This window comes from Brucella sp. JSBI001, assembly GCF_026014005.1.
Lineage (GTDB): Bacteria > Pseudomonadota > Alphaproteobacteria > Rhizobiales > Rhizobiaceae > Brucella > Brucella anthropi.
Genome location: NZ_CP110339.1, coordinates 1,120,330 through 1,139,325, shown reverse-complemented (window position 1 = coordinate 1,139,325; position 18,996 = coordinate 1,120,330). Strand labels below are relative to the sequence as shown.

Sequence of the window (18,996 nt, the reverse complement as noted above, 5' to 3'; positions counted from 1 at the left end):
CGGCCTTCCCGTCTTTACCTCTTTATCTGACATTGTGTTTTCCTTTCGCCGGTTTGAGCGGTCGAAATGATTAGTCTTTGGCTTTCAGCACAACGCGGCGAGAGGGCAGATAGGCAACGCCTTCTCGATCAACGAGAATTGGCCTTTCCTTCTTCAGTGGTTCAAACCCAGCAAACGGGAATGGCCATATCTGACCGGGCTTGCGATCAACCCAACCGAGAAACCGCAGAATAGACCGGACCATTAATCGCCTCTCAGTGCTCCAGCAATCCACGCAATCCCTGCAAGGAATGTCCAAAGCAGAATGACTATGCCCGCGAAATGCCAGATTGATTGAAATGTAAATTCCAGAAAGTGCATATCGTTCTCCGATGAGTTGCCGGGCTTGCTTCACTTATCGCCTATAATGCGGGGAGCCACCCCGGAGCGGGAACGATGGTTCTAAGCCGCGAATGAAGCCTTGGCCCTAGCGCCCGGTGATCTAGGTCAGAATTCCCCGCTCCCATTTGTGTGTATTGTTTTACACATTTAACTTGACTGCACCCGGCTGTTTGTGTATTTATATACACATCGAAACAACACGGAGGGCCGATGCTACGAGACAGCAAAAAGATTGTGAAACGCCTTGAAAGCGAAGGGTTCGAACTAATCTCGGTGAAAGGTTCTCACCACAAGTTCAGAAAAGGGGATCGAACCGTGATAGTTCCCCACCCTAAGAAAGACCTTCCGCAAGGAACGGTAAAGGCGATAGCGAAACAGGCGGGCTGGGAATAACCAGCCTGCCATCCCGCAAAGCAATCTCGACAGTCCGAGCCTTGGCTCACGACCGAAAGGAAAACTTGTATGAAGCACTATTTCGCTTTGGTACATAAGGATGCAGACAGCGCTTACGGTATTCAGTTTCCTGATATACCGGGCGTCTTTTCCGCTTCCGATGATGCTGACGATATCGTCAAGAACGCGATTGAATCCCTTCAGCTTTTCGCTGAGGACGAAGCTCTGCCCGATCCATCCAGTCACGCCGATATCGTATCTCGCGATGACGTGCGGGCCGAATTGAACGCTGGGGCTTATCTGGTTTCCGTTCCATTCATAGAGGACGATAGCGCCGTGGTGCGTGTGAACGTCACCTTTGAGCGTGGCGTTCTCAAAGCCATTGACGCTGTTGCCAGGGATCGCGGGTTAACACGCTCATCTTTCTTGGCTCAAGCCGCCAGACACGAAATTGAGGTAGGCGTTTAATCGCCTACCCTTCTGTTTAGGAAACCCGGTTTCAGCAATATCACCTTGAATTGTCGATCATTGATTTCCAACGTGCCAAGGTCTGCGGCTCGTTTGCCCAAGACTTTAGCTCGGCGTCTTTGTCGATGGCTGCTGCAGCAATCATTTGCAAAAGCGCTCCTGTGGCTTCGACGGTAGTTACCTCACCCTCAGTATGCCACTTAAGAATGGCTCCAATGACTGATTTAAGACCCTTGTAATCTTCAGAACTTATTTTTACTGACATAATTTCACCCTTTATTGACAGACGCCGAATTGCTTTCAGGCAGTCAAATGTCAATCTCTAAACAAGGGTATAATCAAAGAAAAATTGCGCACCCCAAAAAGCGGCTCAAGGCCGCTTTAGAGACAGTTCTTCCGTCTATTAGTTGTCTCGCATGCTTCGTTACTAATGTCAAACCGTTTCGTATCCGTAATGAAATTATCGTGATCTCTAACGAAAATATCCGTCTATCATTAGTTGCAACGACTCATTATCGATACTTGCTTCGGGGGCAAAAATTGTCAGAGCCAGACAACGTAGTCGAAGAATGGAATTCCACGTTTCCGAAAGAAACGAACATTGCTCTTGATGGGCCTTTCGAAACGCAAGAGGACGGCCGGAAGTTTGGATGGCGTGTCTACTCCGCGATGCGTATCATTGGCAAATCGATCAATCTCGCCTCGCTAGATGGAATTACAATATCATCTGATTATCTTCAGGCGCTGGCATCCTTGGATCGGGGAAAAGATGGCCTCGCACCACTGTCTGCATCGTCGCTGGAGAACGACGGTGTTTTGGGTGTTGCAATGGCTCCCGCGGTGTTGCGAGGCGATGTGATCAAGACACACCTGATTTTCAACACGAATTACCTTTTGCCACTTGCTGACGACGACAGCCAACTATTTCCTCTTGCTCTCCACACGTTAGCCCACGAGTGCTCGCACGTAATGATCCATGAAGCTTTCGATCAGGCGTTTCCTGGCGTTATCCTTCAGAAAAAAAGCTTCAATTTTCTAGACCGCTTTCGGTTCGACGTTCTTAGCGCATGTTGGAATGAGTACGGAGCTACAAGACTGAGCGCGACGTGGGGAGAAGATCCCCTATCTGGGTATCTGGATACGTTCAACAAAGCGTACGAAAACGTTGAAGAAAACGCCAATGCAGCAATTCGCTTATATCGGCATCATGGCAATATGGATGAGTTATTGAACGCAGTGATGGGAGCCTACGGAACGACGCTCAAATGGTTTTCTTACCTTGCTGGAACAATGCACGGCCAAGGAAAATCCATCAACGATTTGCCTGAACTAAGCGCTACAATCGACCGGCATTGGCTTGGAAAACACCTGCGACAACTCGAGGACGTATTCCAAGATATTTGGTCCAAGTTCGGATTGTGGGAAGAAATGCACGATTTCGAACGAATTTGCGATATTGCCTGCGCTATTCTTGATGAAGGAGGGCTGAAGATCACCAAGGAACGTGAGGATCACATTCATGTAAATGTACCGCACAGCCCATCAACGACGCCCAACTACGAGATCGCAAAACTCCTGGGGCTGATTTGAGGGAAGCACGTTTTTTCCGATGCCAACTAACGCGAGATATTCCGGAGGTGTATCTGACAGATATCCTCGCCCGGATCCAAGATCATCCCAAGGATCGAATTGAAGACCTGCTGCCCTGGAACTGGACGCCAGCAAACGCTCGATGCGAGGCCGCCTGATGGCGCGCTCGAGGTTCATCTACACACTCAGACAAGTCGCCGACATGATCGGCGAGAACCTCGAGCTGATCGAAGAAGTGACCGCAAACTCGGACAACATCTCCGAGGGCGAACTGGTTTACATTAGCGATGGCACTGAAGATGGCACGAAGGGGCTGACCGAGAATGGCATCGAAGAACTTCAAAGCCTGCTTGCCGACATCAGGACGTGGGACGGCGGCATCCGCGAGTTTCTCATCGACACACAGTGCGATCCTGAAATAATCGACCGCATCATCGCCGATGAGATGAAACGCGGCCTATAGTTTCCATCTCTCGACACCCGAAAAAAGCCTTCGCCGGACGCTCACAGCCTTTCTGTTGGACTGTCTAAATGTCTTACTTGAGAAACTTTACCTTGAACCTGTGTCATTCGGCTGTCGCAATCAGTGCAGTGTTACTACTGGTCATGCATTTGCGTTCTTGCACGCTGGAAAAACTGACACCGCCCCCCCCCTAGCCCAAAGGTTCGCACGGATGGCTCGTTTGATGTCTTGAACGACTTCGGGATGTGGTTTATCGGTCGCGTTTAAGCATGTGATTTTCAGGGGGTACAATGAACGAGATGCCAACCAATCAACCTAAAATAGATCCAGATCCCTTCACCATAATTTCAACTATGTTGGCAGGAGTTTCGGTCGCCATTCAATTGATTGAAGTATACAGACGGAACAGTGATGTCACTAAACCCTCTAACGTTAACCGTTCAGTTCTTCTTCATATGGAAGAGAGTATTGAGAATTTTGAACGAAGGTTCGATGCGATAACGAGAACTATCGAGCGAGGTTCGGAATTTCCTGAAAAAGAATTCTTTGATGCGAAATTTGGTATAGCTGAAAGCTCTTTGCTCCTGGATAAAGAGAGTTATGGTCAATTCTCGCGGCAGATGTCCGATTATTTCTTAAGCGTTTCGACGTTTAGCACATGGACCAGCAATTTAATTGAGCGATCCCCTGATGTGGCTGCCTATCTAGGTGAGGTCATCATAAAGCAGTTATCCAACTCAACAAAAAGTCTTAACTCACTCCTCAGGTCAAGTGGTACAAACCGGGAGATTATCGCAGAGTGTCGTTTGGTACTTTCTGTGCTCAGACAATGCGTAACCGCGCTGCTAAACGACCGAAACAATTAAACTTTATAGCGTGGACAAATACTAGAGTGGCCTCGTACCGCTCTACTCTTTGTGCCAGTCAACCGATCCTTGTTGACTAACATGTGCAAACGCAGCCTTTGTGCAGGTCAATGCGGCCAAGTATGGGCTTGAACTCGGTGGCAGAAACGGCCTTGTTTTGACATCAGACTCAGGTTCTACATTCGTTTGAACCATAAGGAGGGCACCAATGCGATTAATTAAGCTGACGAGAACACTTCCATCAGGAGTTGCTGTTTATATAAACCCAATGAACATCGCCGCGATCGATAATCTAGGCAATCTTACCCGCGTGCTGATAAACGCTCCTGATAAGGATGGAGGTCTCATATCCATTGGCGTGATAGAACAAGCTCACATTGTTGCAGAGATGTTTGATCACGCAGTGAAAAATTAATCATCCATCCTGATCTGCGTCTATTTTGCGGAGATCAATTTGAGCGCTCATATACTTTAACTCAGGTGGGATTAAGATGGCTGACGAAGTCAATTACTACGTAAAGAGCATTCCACCAAGCCGCCGAGCCCGAATTCATCTGGGCAGCTGCAAACATTGCCGAAACGGCCAAGGGCAGGAAAACCAAGACAAAGGAACAGGACCAACCAAATGGCATGGTCCTTTCGCCACTTATGCTGAAGCTAAGAGCGCGATGAGTAATCTCGGCCCCAGATATACGGACGTTGGCAATTGCCAATACTGTAAGCCGAGCTAGAACGAAAGCAAAAGAGCGGCACAAGGCCGCTCTCGTGACAATTCTTCCGAAAATCGTGGTGACTCATAGTTCGTGACGAAATTTCAACTCATTACGAACCCGAAACGATGTGCTGCCCCCAAGGTGCCACCAGTTTGTAGAACCGCGCCAACTCTCGCAGATCGTTGTGCAGGACGTGGCCCATTTCGCGCTCTGTGCTGCCAAACCGCTTGGCGATCTCCTTAGTAGTCTTCCCATCAGCGCAGTATGCGATCAAACGCAAGGTCGAGCCAGTGCCCAGATACTTGAGCGCTCGCCGTAGCTCGTCCATCGCCTTGCAGCGCCCGTCGGTTAATCCGGGACGCGCATTGCCTGAGAGAGCTTCGAGGTTTGGCGACCCTACATTTGCAATTCCCGCCTTTTCCCAAACCTGCGCGTACTGGCTTCCCGCATGGTAGAACAGTGCTTTCACGTCTTTGACGTTCCCCTTCGCCCGCGCATATCGCCATTCGAATGTGCCAGGTAGCGCCCTGACAGATCTGTTCTCTGAACGGGTTGGGCTTAGACGAACGGCCACGTTGAAGATCTTTGTCCCGTCAGCGCCCGGATTTGGCAGCTTCTTCGGCTTGCGCTTTCCCTTCGGCTTGATCTGCATGTCCATGATATTCATAGGCGAAATTCCTTCAATCTGTTCATGATCCCACCGCGATTGCCGGCTTTCTTGACGCCCGCATCCGCTCGGCGCCGTTCAGCCTCAGCAATCATGCGTTCGGTCTCGAACTTCTTCACGGTGATGTTCTTTTCGGAAAGCTCACGGATTTTGATCGAGACCTCCCGCCATGTGCCACGCTCGATCACTTTGCGGCGCACACCATCCTCGATCATGTCCAGACACCATCCGCCGCGATGATATTCGCCGTCTGGCGTGTGGTAATATTCGGCGGTGACCACAGGCGCCCGATATCGGAAAGGCCGGTCAGAGTGCGCAAGGCGCTGGGCGTTGGATTTACCCATGAGCTTTTCCGCAATCTTCAGTTCGGTCGCCCCAAGTTTGGGGCCTCCTTTCCCACTCGGTTCCGAACCAAACAGCTTGGCGCGCATGCGGCGTTCAAGTTCTTCGTCGCTGATTTCTGTCATTGTGCCCTCGCTTTGCTGAGGTTGCTTTCCTCAATGGCCCTGACCGCCTCGACGGCATTCAAGCCGAAGCGGCTCTTGAGGTGAGGAATGACAGGCCGTGGCTTCGCAGAGTCTGGTGTCGTGGCAAGCCATACTGCAGCCTGTTTCACTTGGGAGGTTTCACGCGTCGCCATTGCGTTGCATCCTTCTTTGCAAAGAGGTCTTCACCGCACTTGTGCAGGCGGGTGTGATGCGTCCGGCAGAGCCAGCGCACCTTGAGCGGTTTCCGGTAGTCGTCGTGATGGGCATCAATCCGGACGCCATCAGCTTCAGAAGCCCCGCAGACCTCGCATGGCTGTTTGTTCAGCTTTCCCGAAGTAAGTGCCCGCTGTACGGCGATATGGGCCGCGTACTTGCTTGGGTTGGCCCGTCTCCAGTTCGCCTGTCTGGTGTCGCTCTTGAGGCGACCGGCGGCATTTTCCGGGGAGCTATTCTCCGGGGAAATTGCTGCCGGTGACGATGTCCTGACTGGGTCGCGCCGCTTGATGTTTACCGTTTGTTCTTGAGGCAAAATTGACCGATGCGTCATGCAACGCCTCCTGTGTCTCTTTTGGTCAACGAAAGGCGGATCATTTCGGAGTGGACGGCCTGACAGAACGCCTCGAACTCGATGCGTGACTGTTCTTCCGAAAGGCCGATCCGTTCGAAGTGCTTGCGATTGGCTGCTGCGACCTGTTTCCAGTACAGTTCAGCATCTTCCCCATGCTTGGTGATAAGCAGCGATGCGGTGTGCCGTACTTTGCCAAGTCGCTTGTTGAGGGGAAAAAGCAGGACGGTCATTGAGCACCGCCATTCACAGCCTTGCTGCGATTGATGCTGTCAACGAAAGCCTCACTGATTGATAGAGGCTGTGCAGAAGCTGTTCCCCTATATGGTATATTAATAGTGCGTGCTCTCGTCACACCATCGGCAGTGGGTTTTTGGTCGTTATGGTGTGCTCTCGTCACACGTGCGGTGTGCTCTCCGCATACCATTTTGGTATTCGTGGTGTGCTCTCCGCATACCAGTGGTGTGCCGTCGTCACACCGCGTTTTTTTCTTCGGCTGGTTCTCCGGACGCCATTTCATGAATTCCTTGGAGGCCGTGATTGATGGCGTTGGCTGGTCGGCCTTGTATTCGGTCAGAAGCCATGTAGTTGCACGGCCCCGACCGTTTTCACGTACCTTCCAGCTAAACGCGCCTTTCTCGACAGCAACGATAAAGCCTTTGTGCTGAAGCTCATCGAACGCCGCCAATAGGGGACGGTTGGAACAACCAACCGCCTCCATTGCTTCGCGGAACGACATCACTATCGCCCCGTTATTCACGCCATTGTAACGGCGTTTAAGCTCTGAATAGAGCACACGGGAATAGACGCCAAGCGACCGATAGGCGGGGCTTTTCAGCATCCACTCATACATTCGGATATGCGGGAGGTCTCGCCGCGTGTTACCGCGGCTGTCCTGTTTAGCCATGAGAAGAACCGCCTTTCAGCTTCGGCAGCACCCAGATTGACAATTCTGTGATGCCGCGAGCGATGCGCAGAAGAAGGAACGCGAGAGAAATTCGGATTGTTCTCATGTTCAATCCACCCATCCGTCAGCGTCGGCTATGCCCAATTCTGCCGGATCGTTCTCGCGCTCGTCATCTTCAAGGTCTGGGTCGCCGTCGATCTGGTCGAGAAGCTGTATCGCTTCCTCAATCCATTTTTCGAGCATCAGGCGGCGAAGTAGATAAACAGCAGGTGAAGGCCTCATGCTGACCTCCCCCGTTCCCAATCAGCAAAAGCCGTTGAGCCTGTCACGTCATCCGCCAGAAGTGGCGACCCATCATCGAAATGGATTTTCGGCTTCACACCCGAAAGCTTTCGGTCTCTACGGTGTAGCGTTCCCGGTGCATCGTCATCGCAATGAGTGATGATGTTGATCATTCCATTTTCATTCAGATCATAGTTCTGAATGCGGATAGGGCAGTCCGGATAGCGCTCGCGCAAGGCGATGACGATTTCAGCGAGAGCCGCGTCGATGCGTTCGTCTGGCGTTAACGTCGGTTGGGTCTGGGCAATTGCCGCAGCCGGAACCGTGAGAGCCACACCAGCAGCAGGGACGTTGCGGAGGAAGGAACGACGGTTCAACATTATGCGTCCTCCCCATCAAAGGAGTCTTGCAGCGCCCATTCAGCATCTCTGAAGATTTGCTTTGCATCCTTGTACGCCTGAGAACTGGGCTTCAAAGGCTTGAGCACATTCCATGCATCCCGATACGCGTACAATGCCTTCATCTGTTGGGCGTAGGTCTCATGAATACAAAAAATAACCGGGAAACAATGCGCGGCAGATGGGAAGATGGTCGCCATGTGATAGCCATCCACGTCATTGAGCGCTTCTGAAAGCTCAAGAGCCAGCCGCCTTACGCGTTCGCTTGGATGTTCTGGCGTTTTCGGAGCGCCTGTGATATCTACTTGCATGTTCTTTATACCTTTCGACGGGTTGGAACGTTGGCTCGGAGAGGTTGCCGCCTCTACCGGGCCTTTTGCTTTCTTGGTCATGCTGCTTCTCCGGCGAAAAACTCATTCAGGGCCTTTCGAGATGCTGCCCAGCGGTCTCCGACTTTCTTGGCCGGGATATGCCCCTTTTTCAGCATGTATGCCGTGGCCGCAAAGCTCTGACCGATGGCTTCTGAGATAGCTTCAATCCCCCAGATAACGTCCACCTGAGAAGCGCCCTTGCTGCGATCATTCGCACCCATTGTTAATCCTTCCTAAACCATGTTTCTCGAAACGATTTGCCCGTGTGTTATCCGTGTGGCATGTACTGTGTGCCATCGGTGTGGCATTGTTGTCAATAGATAATGTGAGGCATAGGTGTGTCATGGCGAGAGACGATCTTCATTTCCGTTTACGAATTCCGGAAGAGCTCAAAAATCGGATAGAAGCGGCGGCTCAAAAAAACGAGCGCAGTATGACGGCTGAAATGGTCGCAAGGTTGGACGAGAGTTTTGATACAGAACGATTGATGTCAAAGATGAAGGTTGAGCTTGAACATCACAAAATAAATACAGAGACAATTCATAGAGACATTTCTCGCTACAAGAGGGAGGCAGAAGACGCCTATAAACTCTATAAGGAATACGAGTTGCTTTATTCTGCCACTGCTGAACAACTAGAAAAGCGCGAGGCTGAATTCACGAAAACTAAAAATGAACTTGAACGGAGGATAAGTACGCTCAATCGCGTAGCCGATATACAAGGTGAAGGACTAGATAAATTTCATCCTTTGATGGTCTTCCTTGAAGACTTTATCGAAGAGTATCAGCGCCGGATGAAGGATTATTCAGATAAAACAGGGCTAAAAAGCGTGAAGATGCCCAGCCTTGAAGAACTGAGAGAAATGCAGGCCAAGGCCGAAAAGAATGTCGATAAGAAAGCGTGAATGGACGACGCCAAAGGGTGAGCAGAAAACCGCATGGGTTGTCGACTACAAGGACACCCAGGGCAAACGCCGCCTCAAGACTTTTGTGAAAAAGAAGGAAGCTGACACATTTGCCGCCAAAGCCTCGATAGAGGTGCGCGAAGGCGTTCACGTAGCCGACAGCGCAACCGTCACCGTCGAAGAAGCTGCCAAGCTGTGGATAGCTTCAGTAAGAGCCTCCAGCCTGGAACGGTCATCTGTTGAAGATTATGAGCGAACCATACGGCTGCATATCACGCCGTTCATTGGGGCCTTGAAGCTCACAGCGCTCAATACTGTGCGATTGCGAGCGTTTGAGGATGAACTTCGCGAGGCTGGCAGATCGGCGTTCATGACCAAGCGGACGCTGACGACGCTCGGCACGATGCTGGTAGACGCGCAAGAGCGTGGGCTTGTCGTCCGCAACGCTGCGCGGGAAATGCAATCCAAACGGGGAAGCGGGGCAAGCCGATCCGAGAAGCGTCAGAAAGGCCGCTTGAAGGTCGGCGTGGATATCCCTACCCGCGAAGAAATAACGAAGCTGCTTGGCGCTGTGGCTGGCCGCTGGCGCCCGCTTTTCATGACGGCGGTTTTTACTGGCCTGAGGGCTTCAGAGCTTCGCGGCCTGCGTTGGGACGACGTCAATCTGGAAAAGAAGATGCTTCATGTGCATCAGCGTGCAGACCGCTATGATGACATCGGCAAGCCGAAATCTATTTCAGGGGAACGGACTATTCCCGTTCCGCCACTGGTCATAAATACCTTGAAGGAATGGCGGCTCGCCTGCCCTCGCCGTGACACTGGAAAGAAAGATGCTGACGGGAACCCGGTTACTGTTCTCGATCTGGTTTTCCCGAATGGAGCCGGAAACGTCGAAGGGCTTCGCAATATCCTGCGCCGTGGGCTTCACCCGGCATGGGTAAGCGCTGGCGTGTCGATTAATACCGGGGAAGTCGATGAAAAAGGCGAGCCGGTTCTTGATCCCAAGTACACCGGCCTTCACTGCCTGCGGCACTGGTATGCTTCGTGGTGCATAAATCGGAAAGCAGACGGCGGACTGGAATTGCCGCCGAAGCTCGTTCAAGAGCGCATGGGCCATTCGACTATCGCGATGACGATGGACACTTACGGGCACCTTTTCCCACGCGACGACGACGGCAAAGAACTGGCGGCGGCGGCTGATAGCATCTTCAGCGGCAACAATTGATGCGACATGGATGCGACATGGATGATATGTACCCTATAAAACAAGACCTCGGACCTGATTTGTAATCAGGGGGTCGGGAGTTCGAGTCTCTCTGGGGGCACCAAATATCCTCACATTTTGGGGATAATTTATGAGTTATAACAATCGCTTATTGCGTCGTTTCACTTACATAATCCCCTCATCTGTAGGCCCAAATGGGGCATTGATTCCATTTAACAATCCCATTTCTTTTCCCTCACCTTTTCAGCCTGAACTTGCACATCTAGACGTGAGCGATTCAACACCATTTCGAAAGTCTGTTGACTCTCCATTCTCACCGTGAACGTAATAGGAACATCTGAGGGCAACCCGATAAACTCACAGGCATGCTTGGTGGCTTATGTGTCTGCTTCGCTGGAGCCGAGCAATGAATGCAGTTGCGCATGACCTGCAAAACGAAATCGCCCTGGCACTCTCGTACTACCAGGGCGACACGCGAGCTGCGATAAAAGCCATTGCTGGAAGGTCGCAGTTCCTGTCGAATCAAATCGCAATTGCATGCATGGCTGCCGGCCACAGATATACACGAGGCTGGAATAGTAGCCTCTGTTAACTCGGCGATAAGCGTCTCACATGAAGAACAGCAGCAAATTCAAGAATTTATCTACTTGTGGTTGCAGTTATCCGAATGATTGTACAGTCAATTCGTAGAGAAACTTGGAAAAGTTCATATAGACACCCCATATTATGCAGGCGTGGACAACCCAAATCACCTCGGCATTTTTTGGAACACCGACAGTCTGTTTAGGAGAATGTTTGATCAACTAGACTTGACAAACGTGGTCGAGTTGGCTTGCGGACACGGGCGCCATACCGCACAGATAGTGAACAGGGCCGGACGCATTACTGTCATTGATATTAATAAGGAAAACATTGATGTTTGCCGCAAACGGTTTTCCCAGAACTCTAATGTCTTTTACTCTGTAAACAACGGTGTAGACCTTCGCGAAATAAAAACAGAAACCGTCACCGCCCTATTTTGTTACGACGCTATGGTTCACTTTGAAGCCAGCGACGTGATTGGATACTTAAGTGAAATTGCACGCATTATGCGCCCTGGAGGACGGGCTCTTTTGCACTACTCGAATTGTGAAGATTTTCCCGAAGGGACATATGAAGATGAACCGCATTGGCGCAATTTTTTCTCTGAAAAGTTGATGCGACACTTTGCAAACCGTGCAGGATTTAGGCTGATTGATACCCAAATTACCCCTTGGCCCCCGACCGCGGTAACACAACCACGAATTGATGCAGTGACACTTTTAGAGAAATCACAACCATAACTATCACGGGTGAGTATCCACATCATCGTTCTTTGCGGGGTTTTTTTCAAACCTACTTCGCGACTAACAATTAGTAGGCTCGATATTCACCAAATAGATCAGTTCCCACCTGAACCAGACCAGAGTTCGTGATCGGAAGAGGGTTATTGGCGTCCGGGCAGATTTATCGCGTGCGGAAAGACTACTCTGTCATTGCCGCGTTGACCTGATCGTGATCAGCCTCGGCCTCTGCCCCCGGAGAGTAATGGACAGAACCTCCATAACTAACGGTTCTTGCGTTGGAGCAACATTAGCAGCAATCGGGTTATAGACCCGCAATCGTCTTTCATCAAATTTCGAAACCGTGCGCGGTGCCTACCCCCTTGGCTGTGAAAGCCACAGGACTAAAAGCCTCCTAAGCATAACGGGCCAAGGAATCACACAGATTTGGCCCGACAATCTGTTTGTTGGCCAACTGGGATCAGCGCCCGCATCACGATAATGTCTTCCTATAAATACTAGATCGTTTTGACCGTCGGTCGGATCGACATGGGCATAATCACAGGATGTTCAGCGTGTTAGGAGAGTTGACCGCCGGAACGGGAACCGGCATCGATCCAATTCGTTCATTTCGACGGCGGGTGCAAAACTAACAATGGATAGGTGCCATGTACAAATTTTCGGCAATGGCAGCGGCGATGGTGATTATGTCGGCTTTTGTTTCAGCCGTTCCCGCACAGGCCCAAAGTATTGAGATCGGTCCTAATGGTATTCAAGTCAACCCGGACAGCGACCGCCGGGTTATTCCTGATCGTCGTTCAGAACGGGATGAAATCAGTGAACGCCGGGCTGCGAGGATTGCACGTAGCGAGGGAATGGATGAAGTCGAAAGCGTTTCACGACGCAGAGGCGCGTATATTGTCCGAGGAATAGACCGTCGAGACAACGATATGCGTGTAGTTATTGATCGTCGCACCGGAGAAGTGCTTGAAGTGCGCTAGTCCAACGTTACCGTGCTGTCGGGCGCAATTTGATCCGTCTTGATCCACCGGGCTCTCCTCCCGAAGTCGTGTCGCGATTTCGGGAGGAAAACGCACACTACCAGTTGCGTACGCAATAGCCACGCGGTGTCAGATGATATCCGCGAGCGCAGACCTTATGGACAGGGCGGTTTCGCACACAAACGCCATTTCTGTTCAAGTGCCAGCCACGGGCGCAACGTGCTCTGGCCCGATTGGGAACACAGCGTCCATAGCGATTCATGTGCCAGCCAGGCCCACACCGCCACCCGACCTGCTCCGCAAGACTACCGGCATCATGCGTATTCGTGGGTTGTGGCATTGGCAAAGCGAATGACGGCGCCGAAAAAGACATGATACCACCGAAAACAAGAAGAGCAGTTAGGCTGCTTCTGACTGACATCGTTACATCCTCCATAGTCAGCACTCCCGCCTCATTGAAAATAGGCGCTGGCGATTGAATGGAAGATGAATGATAAAATTTTCGTCTAGGTGTCCACGAAATAAAAATGCGGCTCAAGAGCCGCATTTTGTTTGCTTCGATCAGATTTCAGTACCAGCCGACAGCCACCTGGGCCTCTTCGGACATACGGTCCGGCGTCCAAGGTGGATCGAATGTCATCGTGACTTCCACCATGGAAACACCCTCAACGGCGCTGACTGCGTTCTCAACCCAGCCCGGCATCTCGCCTGCCACAGGGCAGCCGGGAGCAGTTAGAGTCATTTCGATTTTCACGGTGCGATCATCTTCGATATCGATCTTGTAGACGAGACCGAGTTCGTAGATGTCGGCTGGAATCTCGGGATCATAAACCGTCTTCAAGGCCGCGATGATGTCGTCCGTCATACGCAGGAGGTCTTCCTGCGGGATGGCAGAAGCGGAAAACACCGAATTGCCTTCGGCTTTTTCTCCACCCTCGACAGGCGCGGTATCGGCTTTGTCCTGAACTTTCTGTTCCATATCGGTCATCCGAAAAACTTCCTTGCCTTTTCCAAGGCTTCCGCCAATGCATCCACTTCAGCACGGGTATTATACAGGGCGAAGGATGCACGGCATGTAGAGGTAACGCCGAAGCGTTTCAAGAGCGGCTGCGCGCAATGTGTTCCGGCACGGACCGCAACCCCTGCCCGATCGATCACCATCGAAACGTCGTGCGCATGAATTCCCTCCAGCGCAAACGAGATGATGGCTCCCTTGTCCGGCGCATTGCCGAAAATGCGCAATGAGTTGATCCGGCCGAGCTGCTCGTGAGCATAATCGCGCAGGTCTTCCTCATGGGCGAGGATCGCATGACGACCGATCTTCTCCATATATTCAAGCGCGGCGCCAAGACCGATGGCCTGAACGATAGGCGGCGTACCCGCTTCAAAACGATGGGGCGGATGGTTATAGGTGACGTTTTCTTCCGTCACTTCCTCAATCATTTCGCCGCCGCCCTGGAAAGGACGCATCTTCTCAAGCATTTCCGAACGGCCATAAAGGACGCCTATGCCAGATGGTCCGTAAACCTTGTGGCCGGTAAAGACATACCAGTCGCAGCCGAGATCCTGCACGTCGACAGGCAGGTGCACAGCGCCCTGGCTGCCATCGACCAGAACCGGAATACCACGCGCATGGGCAAGCTCGACGATCTTCTTGATCGGCGTCACCGTTCCAAGCGCATTCGACATATGCGTGATTGCGACAAGCTTGGTTCGCTCCGTCAGACGCTTTTCGAATTCCTCGATATGGAAGATGCCTTCATCGTCCACCGGCGTGAAGACCAGCTTTGCGCCCTGTCTTTCACGAATGAAATGCCATGGCACAATATTGGAGTGATGCTCCATGATCGACAGAAGGATTTCATCGCCTTCGCCGATATTCGGCATGCCATAACCATAGGCGACCGTGTTGATCGCTTCGGTCGCGTTCTTCGTAAAGACAATTTCGTCCACAGAACCGGCGTTCAGAAAGCGCCGTACCGTCTCACGCGACTTTTCATAGGCATCCGTTGCCGCATTTGACAAAAAATGCAGGCCGCGATGAACATTGGCATATTCGTTGGAATAGGCGTGCGTTACAGCGTCGATGACGCTCTGAGGCTTTTGCGCCGATGCGCCATTGTCGAGATAGATCAGCGGCTTGCCGTGCACTTCTCTCGAAAGGATCGGAAAGTCGCGACGGATCGCCTCGACGTCATAGCGCGCTACAAGCGGATTCTTCTGGTCCATGATCGTTCCTCTTGCCGTTTCGGCAGGAAAAGGCAGAGCGTGCATCTGCACACTCTGCCTCAATCAATCAGGCGTGGGTGGCGAGCCAGTTGGACAGCACTTCTTCCAGTGCCTCAACCAGCGTTTCGTCTTCCAGCTCTTCGATAATCTCGGCGATGAACGCCTTGATCAGCAGGCCACGTGCCTCGTTTTCGGGTATGCCGCGTGCCATCAGATAAAACAGATAGTCCCTCGACAATTCGGCAACCGTCGCACCATGGCCACACGCCACGTCATCGGCAAAGATTTCGAGTTCAGGCTTGGCATCGAACTCGCCTTCATCCGAAAGCAGCAGCGTGTTGCAGGCCATGCGGGCATCGGTCTTCTGGGCGATCTGTGCAACGCGGATCATGCCCTGGAAAACGCCACGCGCACGGTCCTTGACCACGTTGCGAATGATCTGGGTCGAACGCGTGTTTTCCACCAGATGGCCGACCGTCATGGTGACATCGGTGTGCGTGTCGTCAGCCAGAAGATTGAGACCGCGAAGCTCGAAGTCGGAATCCTCACCCGTCACATTGACGTGCACTTCCTGACGAACCAGCTTGCCGCCCGCATTGACGATATAGAGCGTGAGCTTGGAGCCCTTGCCAATCGTCGCATTGAACTGCGAAAGCTGCGTTGCCTGACCGAAATCACGCAGGATGATCCAGAGAATTTCAGCGCCGTCGCCAACGGTCACATGGTTGACAGAGGTGGAGAAGGCATCGCCTTCGCCGCCGTTCTGGCGTTCCACGATGGTGCCCTTGACATTTGCACCGATGCGGACAGGAAAACGAGTGTGTCCCTGTCCGGCCTTCTGGATGTTCTGAAGCTCCAATGGCGCTTCCAGTTCGGTGTCATCGGCGATGGAAACCATCCAGCCATCGCTGACATAGGCAGCGTTGATCTGGCCGATCGTATCGTCGAAGCCGCGCGACCGAAGCTGGGTGACGAGCGAGCCGTCGGCCAACGCCTCGCGAACCGGGGTCAGCGACACACCTTCAGGCGCTTTCGCGGCAAGAGCCACGCCATTGCTTGTGGCAGCGATGGACGAACCGGCGATGAGCGCAGGCAATGCCTGTGTTCCGGCAGCGGCATCGAATGGCGCCACGCCCTTCAGAAGCGTACGGAAATCCGTGTAATGCCAGCTTTCGACGCGGCGGGACGGAATGCCGTTCTCCTTGAGAGTTTCAAGCGCCGCATCACGTGCAACGACAACATCGCCATTGCCCGGCAGGTCGCCCATGCGGTCGGCAAAACTGTCGATCAGCGCGCTTTCAGCGGGCGTTCGCGGTTTGGTAGCCGGGGCGGTCTGGATATTCATGATCCATCCCTCCTCAGGCAGCTTCGCCGATTACGTCGGCATAACCATTTTCTTCAAGGTGCAGCGCAAGGTTCTTGTCACCAGACTTGATGACCTGGCCCTTGTAAAGCACGTGCACGCTATCCGGAATGATATGTTCGAGCAGACGCTGATAGTGCGTGATGACGATCACGGCGCGGTCCGGCGAACGCAGGGCATTCACGCCTTCCGAAACGATCTTCAGCGCGTCGATGTCGAGGCCGGAGTCGGTTTCGTCGAGGACGCAGAGGCTCGGCTCCAGAAGCTGCATCTGAAGAATTTCAGCACGCTTCTTCTCGCCGCCAGAAAAGCCAACATTAAGCGGACGCTTCAGCATGTCCATGTCGATGCTGAGCTTGCCAGCAGCGTCCTTCACGCGCTTGATGAATTCCGGGATCTTCAGTTCCGGTTCGCCACGCGCCTTGCGCTGGCTGTTCATCGCAACCTTCAGGAATTCCATCGTGGCAACGCCCGGAATTTCCATCGGATACTGGAATGCGAGGAAGATGCCCTTGGCGGCGCGTTCAGCGGGATCGAGTTCGAGGATCGACTCGCCGTTGTAGAGAATGTCGCCTTCCGTCACTTCATAGTCTTCGCGACCGGCGAGGATATAGGAAAGCGTGGACTTGCCCGAACCGTTCGGACCCATGATCGCAGCAACTTCACCCTTGTTCACGGTGAGGTTCAGGCCACGGATGATCTCGGTATCCGTGTCGGCGATCTTTGCATGGAGGTTCTTGATCTCAAGCATGAATGTAAACCTTGTTCTAATGCCAGGAAAAGGCTGGCCAGAAAAATCACTGGGAAAGAGGCGATCGGTTAGCCGACACTACCTTCAAGCGAGATGCCGATAAGCTTCTGGGCTTCGACGGCGAATTCCATCGGCAGTTCCTGAATGACTTCCTTCACGAAGCCATTGACGATGAGAGCGATTGCCTCCTCTTCCGGAATGCCGCGCTGCATCACATAGAACAGCTGGTCTTCCGAAATCTTGGAGGTGGTTGCCTCGTGTTCGAACTGCGCCGTGGCGTTTTTCGCCTCGATATACGGCACCGTATGCGCGCCACAATCGTTACCGATCAGGAGCGAGTCGCACTGGGTGAAGTTGCGGGCGTTTTCAGCCTTGCGATGGGCGGAAACCTGTCCGCGATAGGTGTTGTTCGACTTACCGGCCGAAATACCCTTTGAAATGATGCGGCTCGACGTGTTCTTGCCGAGGTGCAGCATCTTGGTGCCCGAGTCGATCTGCTGATGGCCATTCGAAACAGCGATTGAATAGAACTCGCCGCGCGAATTATCGCCACGCAGAATGCAGGACGGGTATTTCCACGTGATCGCAGAGCCGGTTTCAACCTGCGTCCACGAAATCTTGGAATTATCGCCACGGCAATCGCCACGCTTCGTAACGAAGTTGTAGATGCCGCCCTTGCCGTCCTTGTCGCCAGGGAACCAGTTCTGGACCGTCGAATATTTGATTTCGGCGTTTTCCATCGCAATCAGCTCAACGACAGCTGCGTGCAGCTGATTTTCATCGCGCTGCGGTGCGGTGCAACCTTCCAGATAGGAAACATACGCGCCTTCATCAGCGATGATGAGCGTACGTTCGAACTGGCCGGTGTTCTTTTCGTTCATGCGGAAATAGGTCGAAAGTTCCATCGGGCAGCGAACGCCCTTCGGAACGTAAACAAACGAACCATCCGTGAAGACAGCCGAATTCAGCGTCGCGTAATAGTTGTCCGAAACAGGAACCACAGAAGCCAGATACTTCTGCACCAGTTCGGGATGTTCGCGGATCGCTTCCGAAATCGAACAGAAGATTACGCCCGCTTTGGCGAGTTCTTCCTTGAAGGTCGTAACCACCGACACACTGTCGAACACGGCATCAACAGCAACGCGGCCGGACGCATAGACATTGTCGGAAGGATTGCCATCGATTTCGCTCGGCTCGCCCTGCTTGCGAACGCCAGCAAGGATTTCCTGCTCGCGCAGCGGAATGCCAAGCTTTTCGTAGGTCTTCAACAGCTCCGGGTCAACTTCATCGAGCGACTTCGGGCCGGACTGGTTTTTCGGCGCCGCATAATAATATGCGTCCTGGAAATCGATCTTCGGATAATCGACGCGAGCCCATGTCGGCTCTTCCATGGTAAGCCAGCGTTCATAGGCTTTCAGACGCCATTCCAGCATCCATTCCGGCTCGTTCTTCTTGGCGGAAATGAAGCGAATGATATCTTCGTTCAGGCCCTTGGGGGCCTTCTCGGCTTCGATCGTCGTCTCGAAGCCATACTTGTACTGGTCCACGTCAAGGCCGCGGACCTGGTCAATGGTCTCCTGCACTGCAGGCATTGGCGTTCTCCATCCTCGTCGGGGTCAAGGCCCGACAGTTGCAAACGTCAAGGTGATATGTCTTGAACAATACCGCCT

27 protein-coding genes and 1 pseudogene are annotated in these 18,996 nt (G+C 52.5%); 11 read left to right on the top strand and 17 right to left on the bottom strand.

Translation table 11 applies throughout. From position 1 onward, the window contains the following. Positions 1-70 precede the first annotated feature (70 nt). Positions 71-244, bottom strand: a complete 174-nt coding sequence (locus tag LJ361_RS05550) for a hypothetical protein (RefSeq protein ID WP_264812926.1) — start codon at positions 242-244, stop codon at positions 71-73. Between the two features lie 347 nt (positions 245-591). Between LJ361_RS05550 and LJ361_RS05545 the strand changes: the two genes are divergently transcribed. Further along, positions 592-774: a type II toxin-antitoxin system HicA family toxin gene (locus LJ361_RS05545; RefSeq protein WP_264812923.1), complete on the top strand. Its 183-nt coding sequence runs from the start codon at positions 592-594 to the stop codon at positions 772-774. Between the two features lie 69 nt (positions 775-843). Then, a complete protein-coding gene (locus tag LJ361_RS05540; protein ID WP_264812922.1) occupies positions 844-1,242 on the top strand; it encodes a type II toxin-antitoxin system HicB family antitoxin in 399 nt (132 codons plus the stop codon). Positions 1,243-1,282: 40 nt separating this feature from the next. Here the strand turns inward: LJ361_RS05540 and LJ361_RS05535 are convergent, their stop codons facing one another. Next, entirely contained in the window at positions 1,283-1,507 is a 225-nt protein-coding gene (locus LJ361_RS05535) for a hypothetical protein (protein ID WP_264812921.1), read from the bottom strand. A gap of 47 nt (positions 1,508-1,554) precedes the next feature. Between LJ361_RS05535 and LJ361_RS05530 the strand changes: the two genes are divergently transcribed. From LJ361_RS05530 to LJ361_RS05510, 5 genes and pseudogenes are all read left to right on the top strand, one after another. Continuing rightward, positions 1,555-2,832 carry a hypothetical protein gene (locus LJ361_RS05530; RefSeq protein WP_264812919.1) on the top strand — a complete coding sequence of 426 codons (1,278 nt, stop codon included), beginning with the start codon at positions 1,555-1,557 and terminating at the stop codon, positions 2,830-2,832. 41 nt (positions 2,833-2,873) lie between these two features. Then, positions 2,874-2,990 (top strand): annotated as a pseudogene (locus LJ361_RS05525) (transposase domain-containing protein); the annotation flags it as partial. Beyond that, entirely contained in the window at positions 2,990-3,295 is a 306-nt protein-coding gene (locus LJ361_RS23465) for a hypothetical protein (protein WP_320109274.1), read from the top strand. The pseudogene LJ361_RS05525 and the gene LJ361_RS23465, both read left to right, overlap by 1 nt. Before the next feature lie 290 nt (positions 3,296-3,585). Next, a complete protein-coding gene (locus LJ361_RS05515; RefSeq protein ID WP_264812917.1) occupies positions 3,586-4,161 on the top strand; it encodes a hypothetical protein in 576 nt (191 codons plus the stop codon). Positions 4,162-4,369: 208 nt separating this feature from the next. Further along, positions 4,370-4,576 (top strand): hypothetical protein, encoded by a 207-nt coding sequence (locus tag LJ361_RS05510; protein ID WP_264812916.1) that lies wholly within the window; start codon positions 4,370-4,372, stop codon positions 4,574-4,576. Positions 4,577-4,983: 407 nt separating this feature from the next. Here the strand turns inward: LJ361_RS05510 and LJ361_RS05505 are convergent, their stop codons facing one another. The 9 genes from LJ361_RS05505 to LJ361_RS05465 form a co-directional block, all read right to left on the bottom strand. Continuing rightward, a complete protein-coding gene (locus tag LJ361_RS05505; RefSeq protein WP_264812915.1) occupies positions 4,984-5,541 on the bottom strand; it encodes a DUF6456 domain-containing protein in 558 nt (185 codons plus the stop codon). Continuing rightward, complete coding sequence (locus LJ361_RS05500) at positions 5,538-6,008, bottom strand: hypothetical protein (RefSeq protein WP_264812914.1); 471 nt, start codon at positions 6,006-6,008, stop codon at positions 5,538-5,540. Before LJ361_RS05500 ends, LJ361_RS05505 begins: the two co-directional genes overlap by 4 nt. A 145-nt stretch (positions 6,009-6,153) precedes the next feature. After that, on the bottom strand, positions 6,154-6,492 hold the full coding sequence (locus LJ361_RS05495; protein ID WP_264813575.1) for a hypothetical protein: 339 nt from the start codon (positions 6,490-6,492) through the stop codon (positions 6,154-6,156). Positions 6,493-6,572: 80 nt separating this feature from the next. Beyond that, the gene (locus LJ361_RS05490) at positions 6,573-6,827 is read right to left on the bottom strand and encodes a DUF6074 family protein (RefSeq protein ID WP_264812913.1); all 255 of its coding nucleotides are present in this window, start codon (positions 6,825-6,827) and stop codon (positions 6,573-6,575) included. Next, a complete protein-coding gene (locus LJ361_RS05485) occupies positions 6,824-7,501 on the bottom strand; it encodes a hypothetical protein (RefSeq protein ID WP_264812912.1) in 678 nt (225 codons plus the stop codon). The genes LJ361_RS05490 and LJ361_RS05485 overlap by 4 nt, the downstream gene beginning before the upstream one ends. Positions 7,502-7,609: 108 nt before the next feature. Next, entirely contained in the window at positions 7,610-7,783 is a 174-nt protein-coding gene (locus LJ361_RS05480; protein WP_264813615.1) for a hypothetical protein, read from the bottom strand. Further along, positions 7,780-8,163 (bottom strand): hypothetical protein, encoded by a 384-nt coding sequence (locus LJ361_RS05475; RefSeq protein ID WP_264812911.1) that lies wholly within the window; start codon positions 8,161-8,163, stop codon positions 7,780-7,782. Before LJ361_RS05475 ends, LJ361_RS05480 begins: the two co-directional genes overlap by 4 nt. Continuing rightward, positions 8,163-8,573: a hypothetical protein gene (locus LJ361_RS05470; RefSeq protein WP_264812909.1), complete on the bottom strand. Its 411-nt coding sequence runs from the start codon at positions 8,571-8,573 to the stop codon at positions 8,163-8,165. Before LJ361_RS05470 ends, LJ361_RS05475 begins: the two co-directional genes overlap by 1 nt. Continuing rightward, positions 8,570-8,773, bottom strand: coding sequence for a DNA-binding protein (locus tag LJ361_RS05465; RefSeq protein ID WP_264812908.1), 204 nt, complete (start codon positions 8,771-8,773; stop codon positions 8,570-8,572). The genes LJ361_RS05470 and LJ361_RS05465 overlap by 4 nt, the downstream gene beginning before the upstream one ends. Before the next feature lie 122 nt (positions 8,774-8,895). Between LJ361_RS05465 and LJ361_RS05460 the strand changes: the two genes are divergently transcribed. From LJ361_RS05460 to LJ361_RS05445, 4 genes are all read left to right on the top strand, one after another. Further along, complete coding sequence (locus tag LJ361_RS05460) at positions 8,896-9,456, top strand: Arc family DNA-binding protein (RefSeq protein WP_264812907.1); 561 nt, start codon at positions 8,896-8,898, stop codon at positions 9,454-9,456. Beyond that, the gene (locus LJ361_RS05455; RefSeq protein ID WP_264812906.1) at positions 9,437-10,681 is read left to right on the top strand and encodes a tyrosine-type recombinase/integrase; all 1,245 of its coding nucleotides are present in this window, start codon (positions 9,437-9,439) and stop codon (positions 10,679-10,681) included. The genes LJ361_RS05460 and LJ361_RS05455 overlap by 20 nt, the downstream gene beginning before the upstream one ends. A 791-nt stretch (positions 10,682-11,472) precedes the next feature. Beyond that, positions 11,473-12,003 (top strand): class I SAM-dependent methyltransferase, encoded by a 531-nt coding sequence (locus LJ361_RS05450; protein ID WP_146113239.1) that lies wholly within the window; start codon positions 11,473-11,475, stop codon positions 12,001-12,003. Positions 12,004-12,650: 647 nt separating this feature from the next. Then, positions 12,651-12,983 carry a PepSY domain-containing protein gene (locus LJ361_RS05445; RefSeq protein WP_010661288.1) on the top strand — a complete coding sequence of 111 codons (333 nt, stop codon included), beginning with the start codon at positions 12,651-12,653 and terminating at the stop codon, positions 12,981-12,983. 97 nt (positions 12,984-13,080) lie between these two features. Here LJ361_RS05445 and LJ361_RS23565 read toward each other — a convergent pair whose 3' ends face one another. From LJ361_RS23565 to sufB, 6 genes are all read right to left on the bottom strand, one after another. After that, complete coding sequence (locus LJ361_RS23565) at positions 13,081-13,323, bottom strand: GCG_CRPN prefix-to-repeats domain-containing protein (RefSeq protein WP_376752910.1); 243 nt, start codon at positions 13,321-13,323, stop codon at positions 13,081-13,083. Between the two features lie 228 nt (positions 13,324-13,551). Next, entirely contained in the window at positions 13,552-13,971 is a 420-nt protein-coding gene (locus LJ361_RS05440) for an SUF system Fe-S cluster assembly protein (RefSeq protein WP_010661287.1), read from the bottom strand. Then, complete coding sequence (locus LJ361_RS05435) at positions 13,968-15,212, bottom strand: cysteine desulfurase (protein WP_012092130.1); 1,245 nt, start codon at positions 15,210-15,212, stop codon at positions 13,968-13,970. The genes LJ361_RS05440 and LJ361_RS05435 overlap by 4 nt, the downstream gene beginning before the upstream one ends. A gap of 67 nt (positions 15,213-15,279) precedes the next feature. Then, entirely contained in the window at positions 15,280-16,557 is a 1,278-nt protein-coding gene (sufD, locus tag LJ361_RS05430; RefSeq protein WP_043062139.1) for a Fe-S cluster assembly protein SufD, read from the bottom strand. Between the two features lie 13 nt (positions 16,558-16,570). After that, entirely contained in the window at positions 16,571-17,326 is a 756-nt protein-coding gene (gene sufC / locus LJ361_RS05425; RefSeq protein ID WP_105529031.1) for a Fe-S cluster assembly ATPase SufC, read from the bottom strand. 68 nt (positions 17,327-17,394) lie between these two features. Beyond that, a complete protein-coding gene (gene sufB, locus LJ361_RS05420; protein WP_264812904.1) occupies positions 17,395-18,918 on the bottom strand; it encodes a Fe-S cluster assembly protein SufB in 1,524 nt (507 codons plus the stop codon). Between the last annotated feature and the right edge of the window lie 78 nt (positions 18,919-18,996).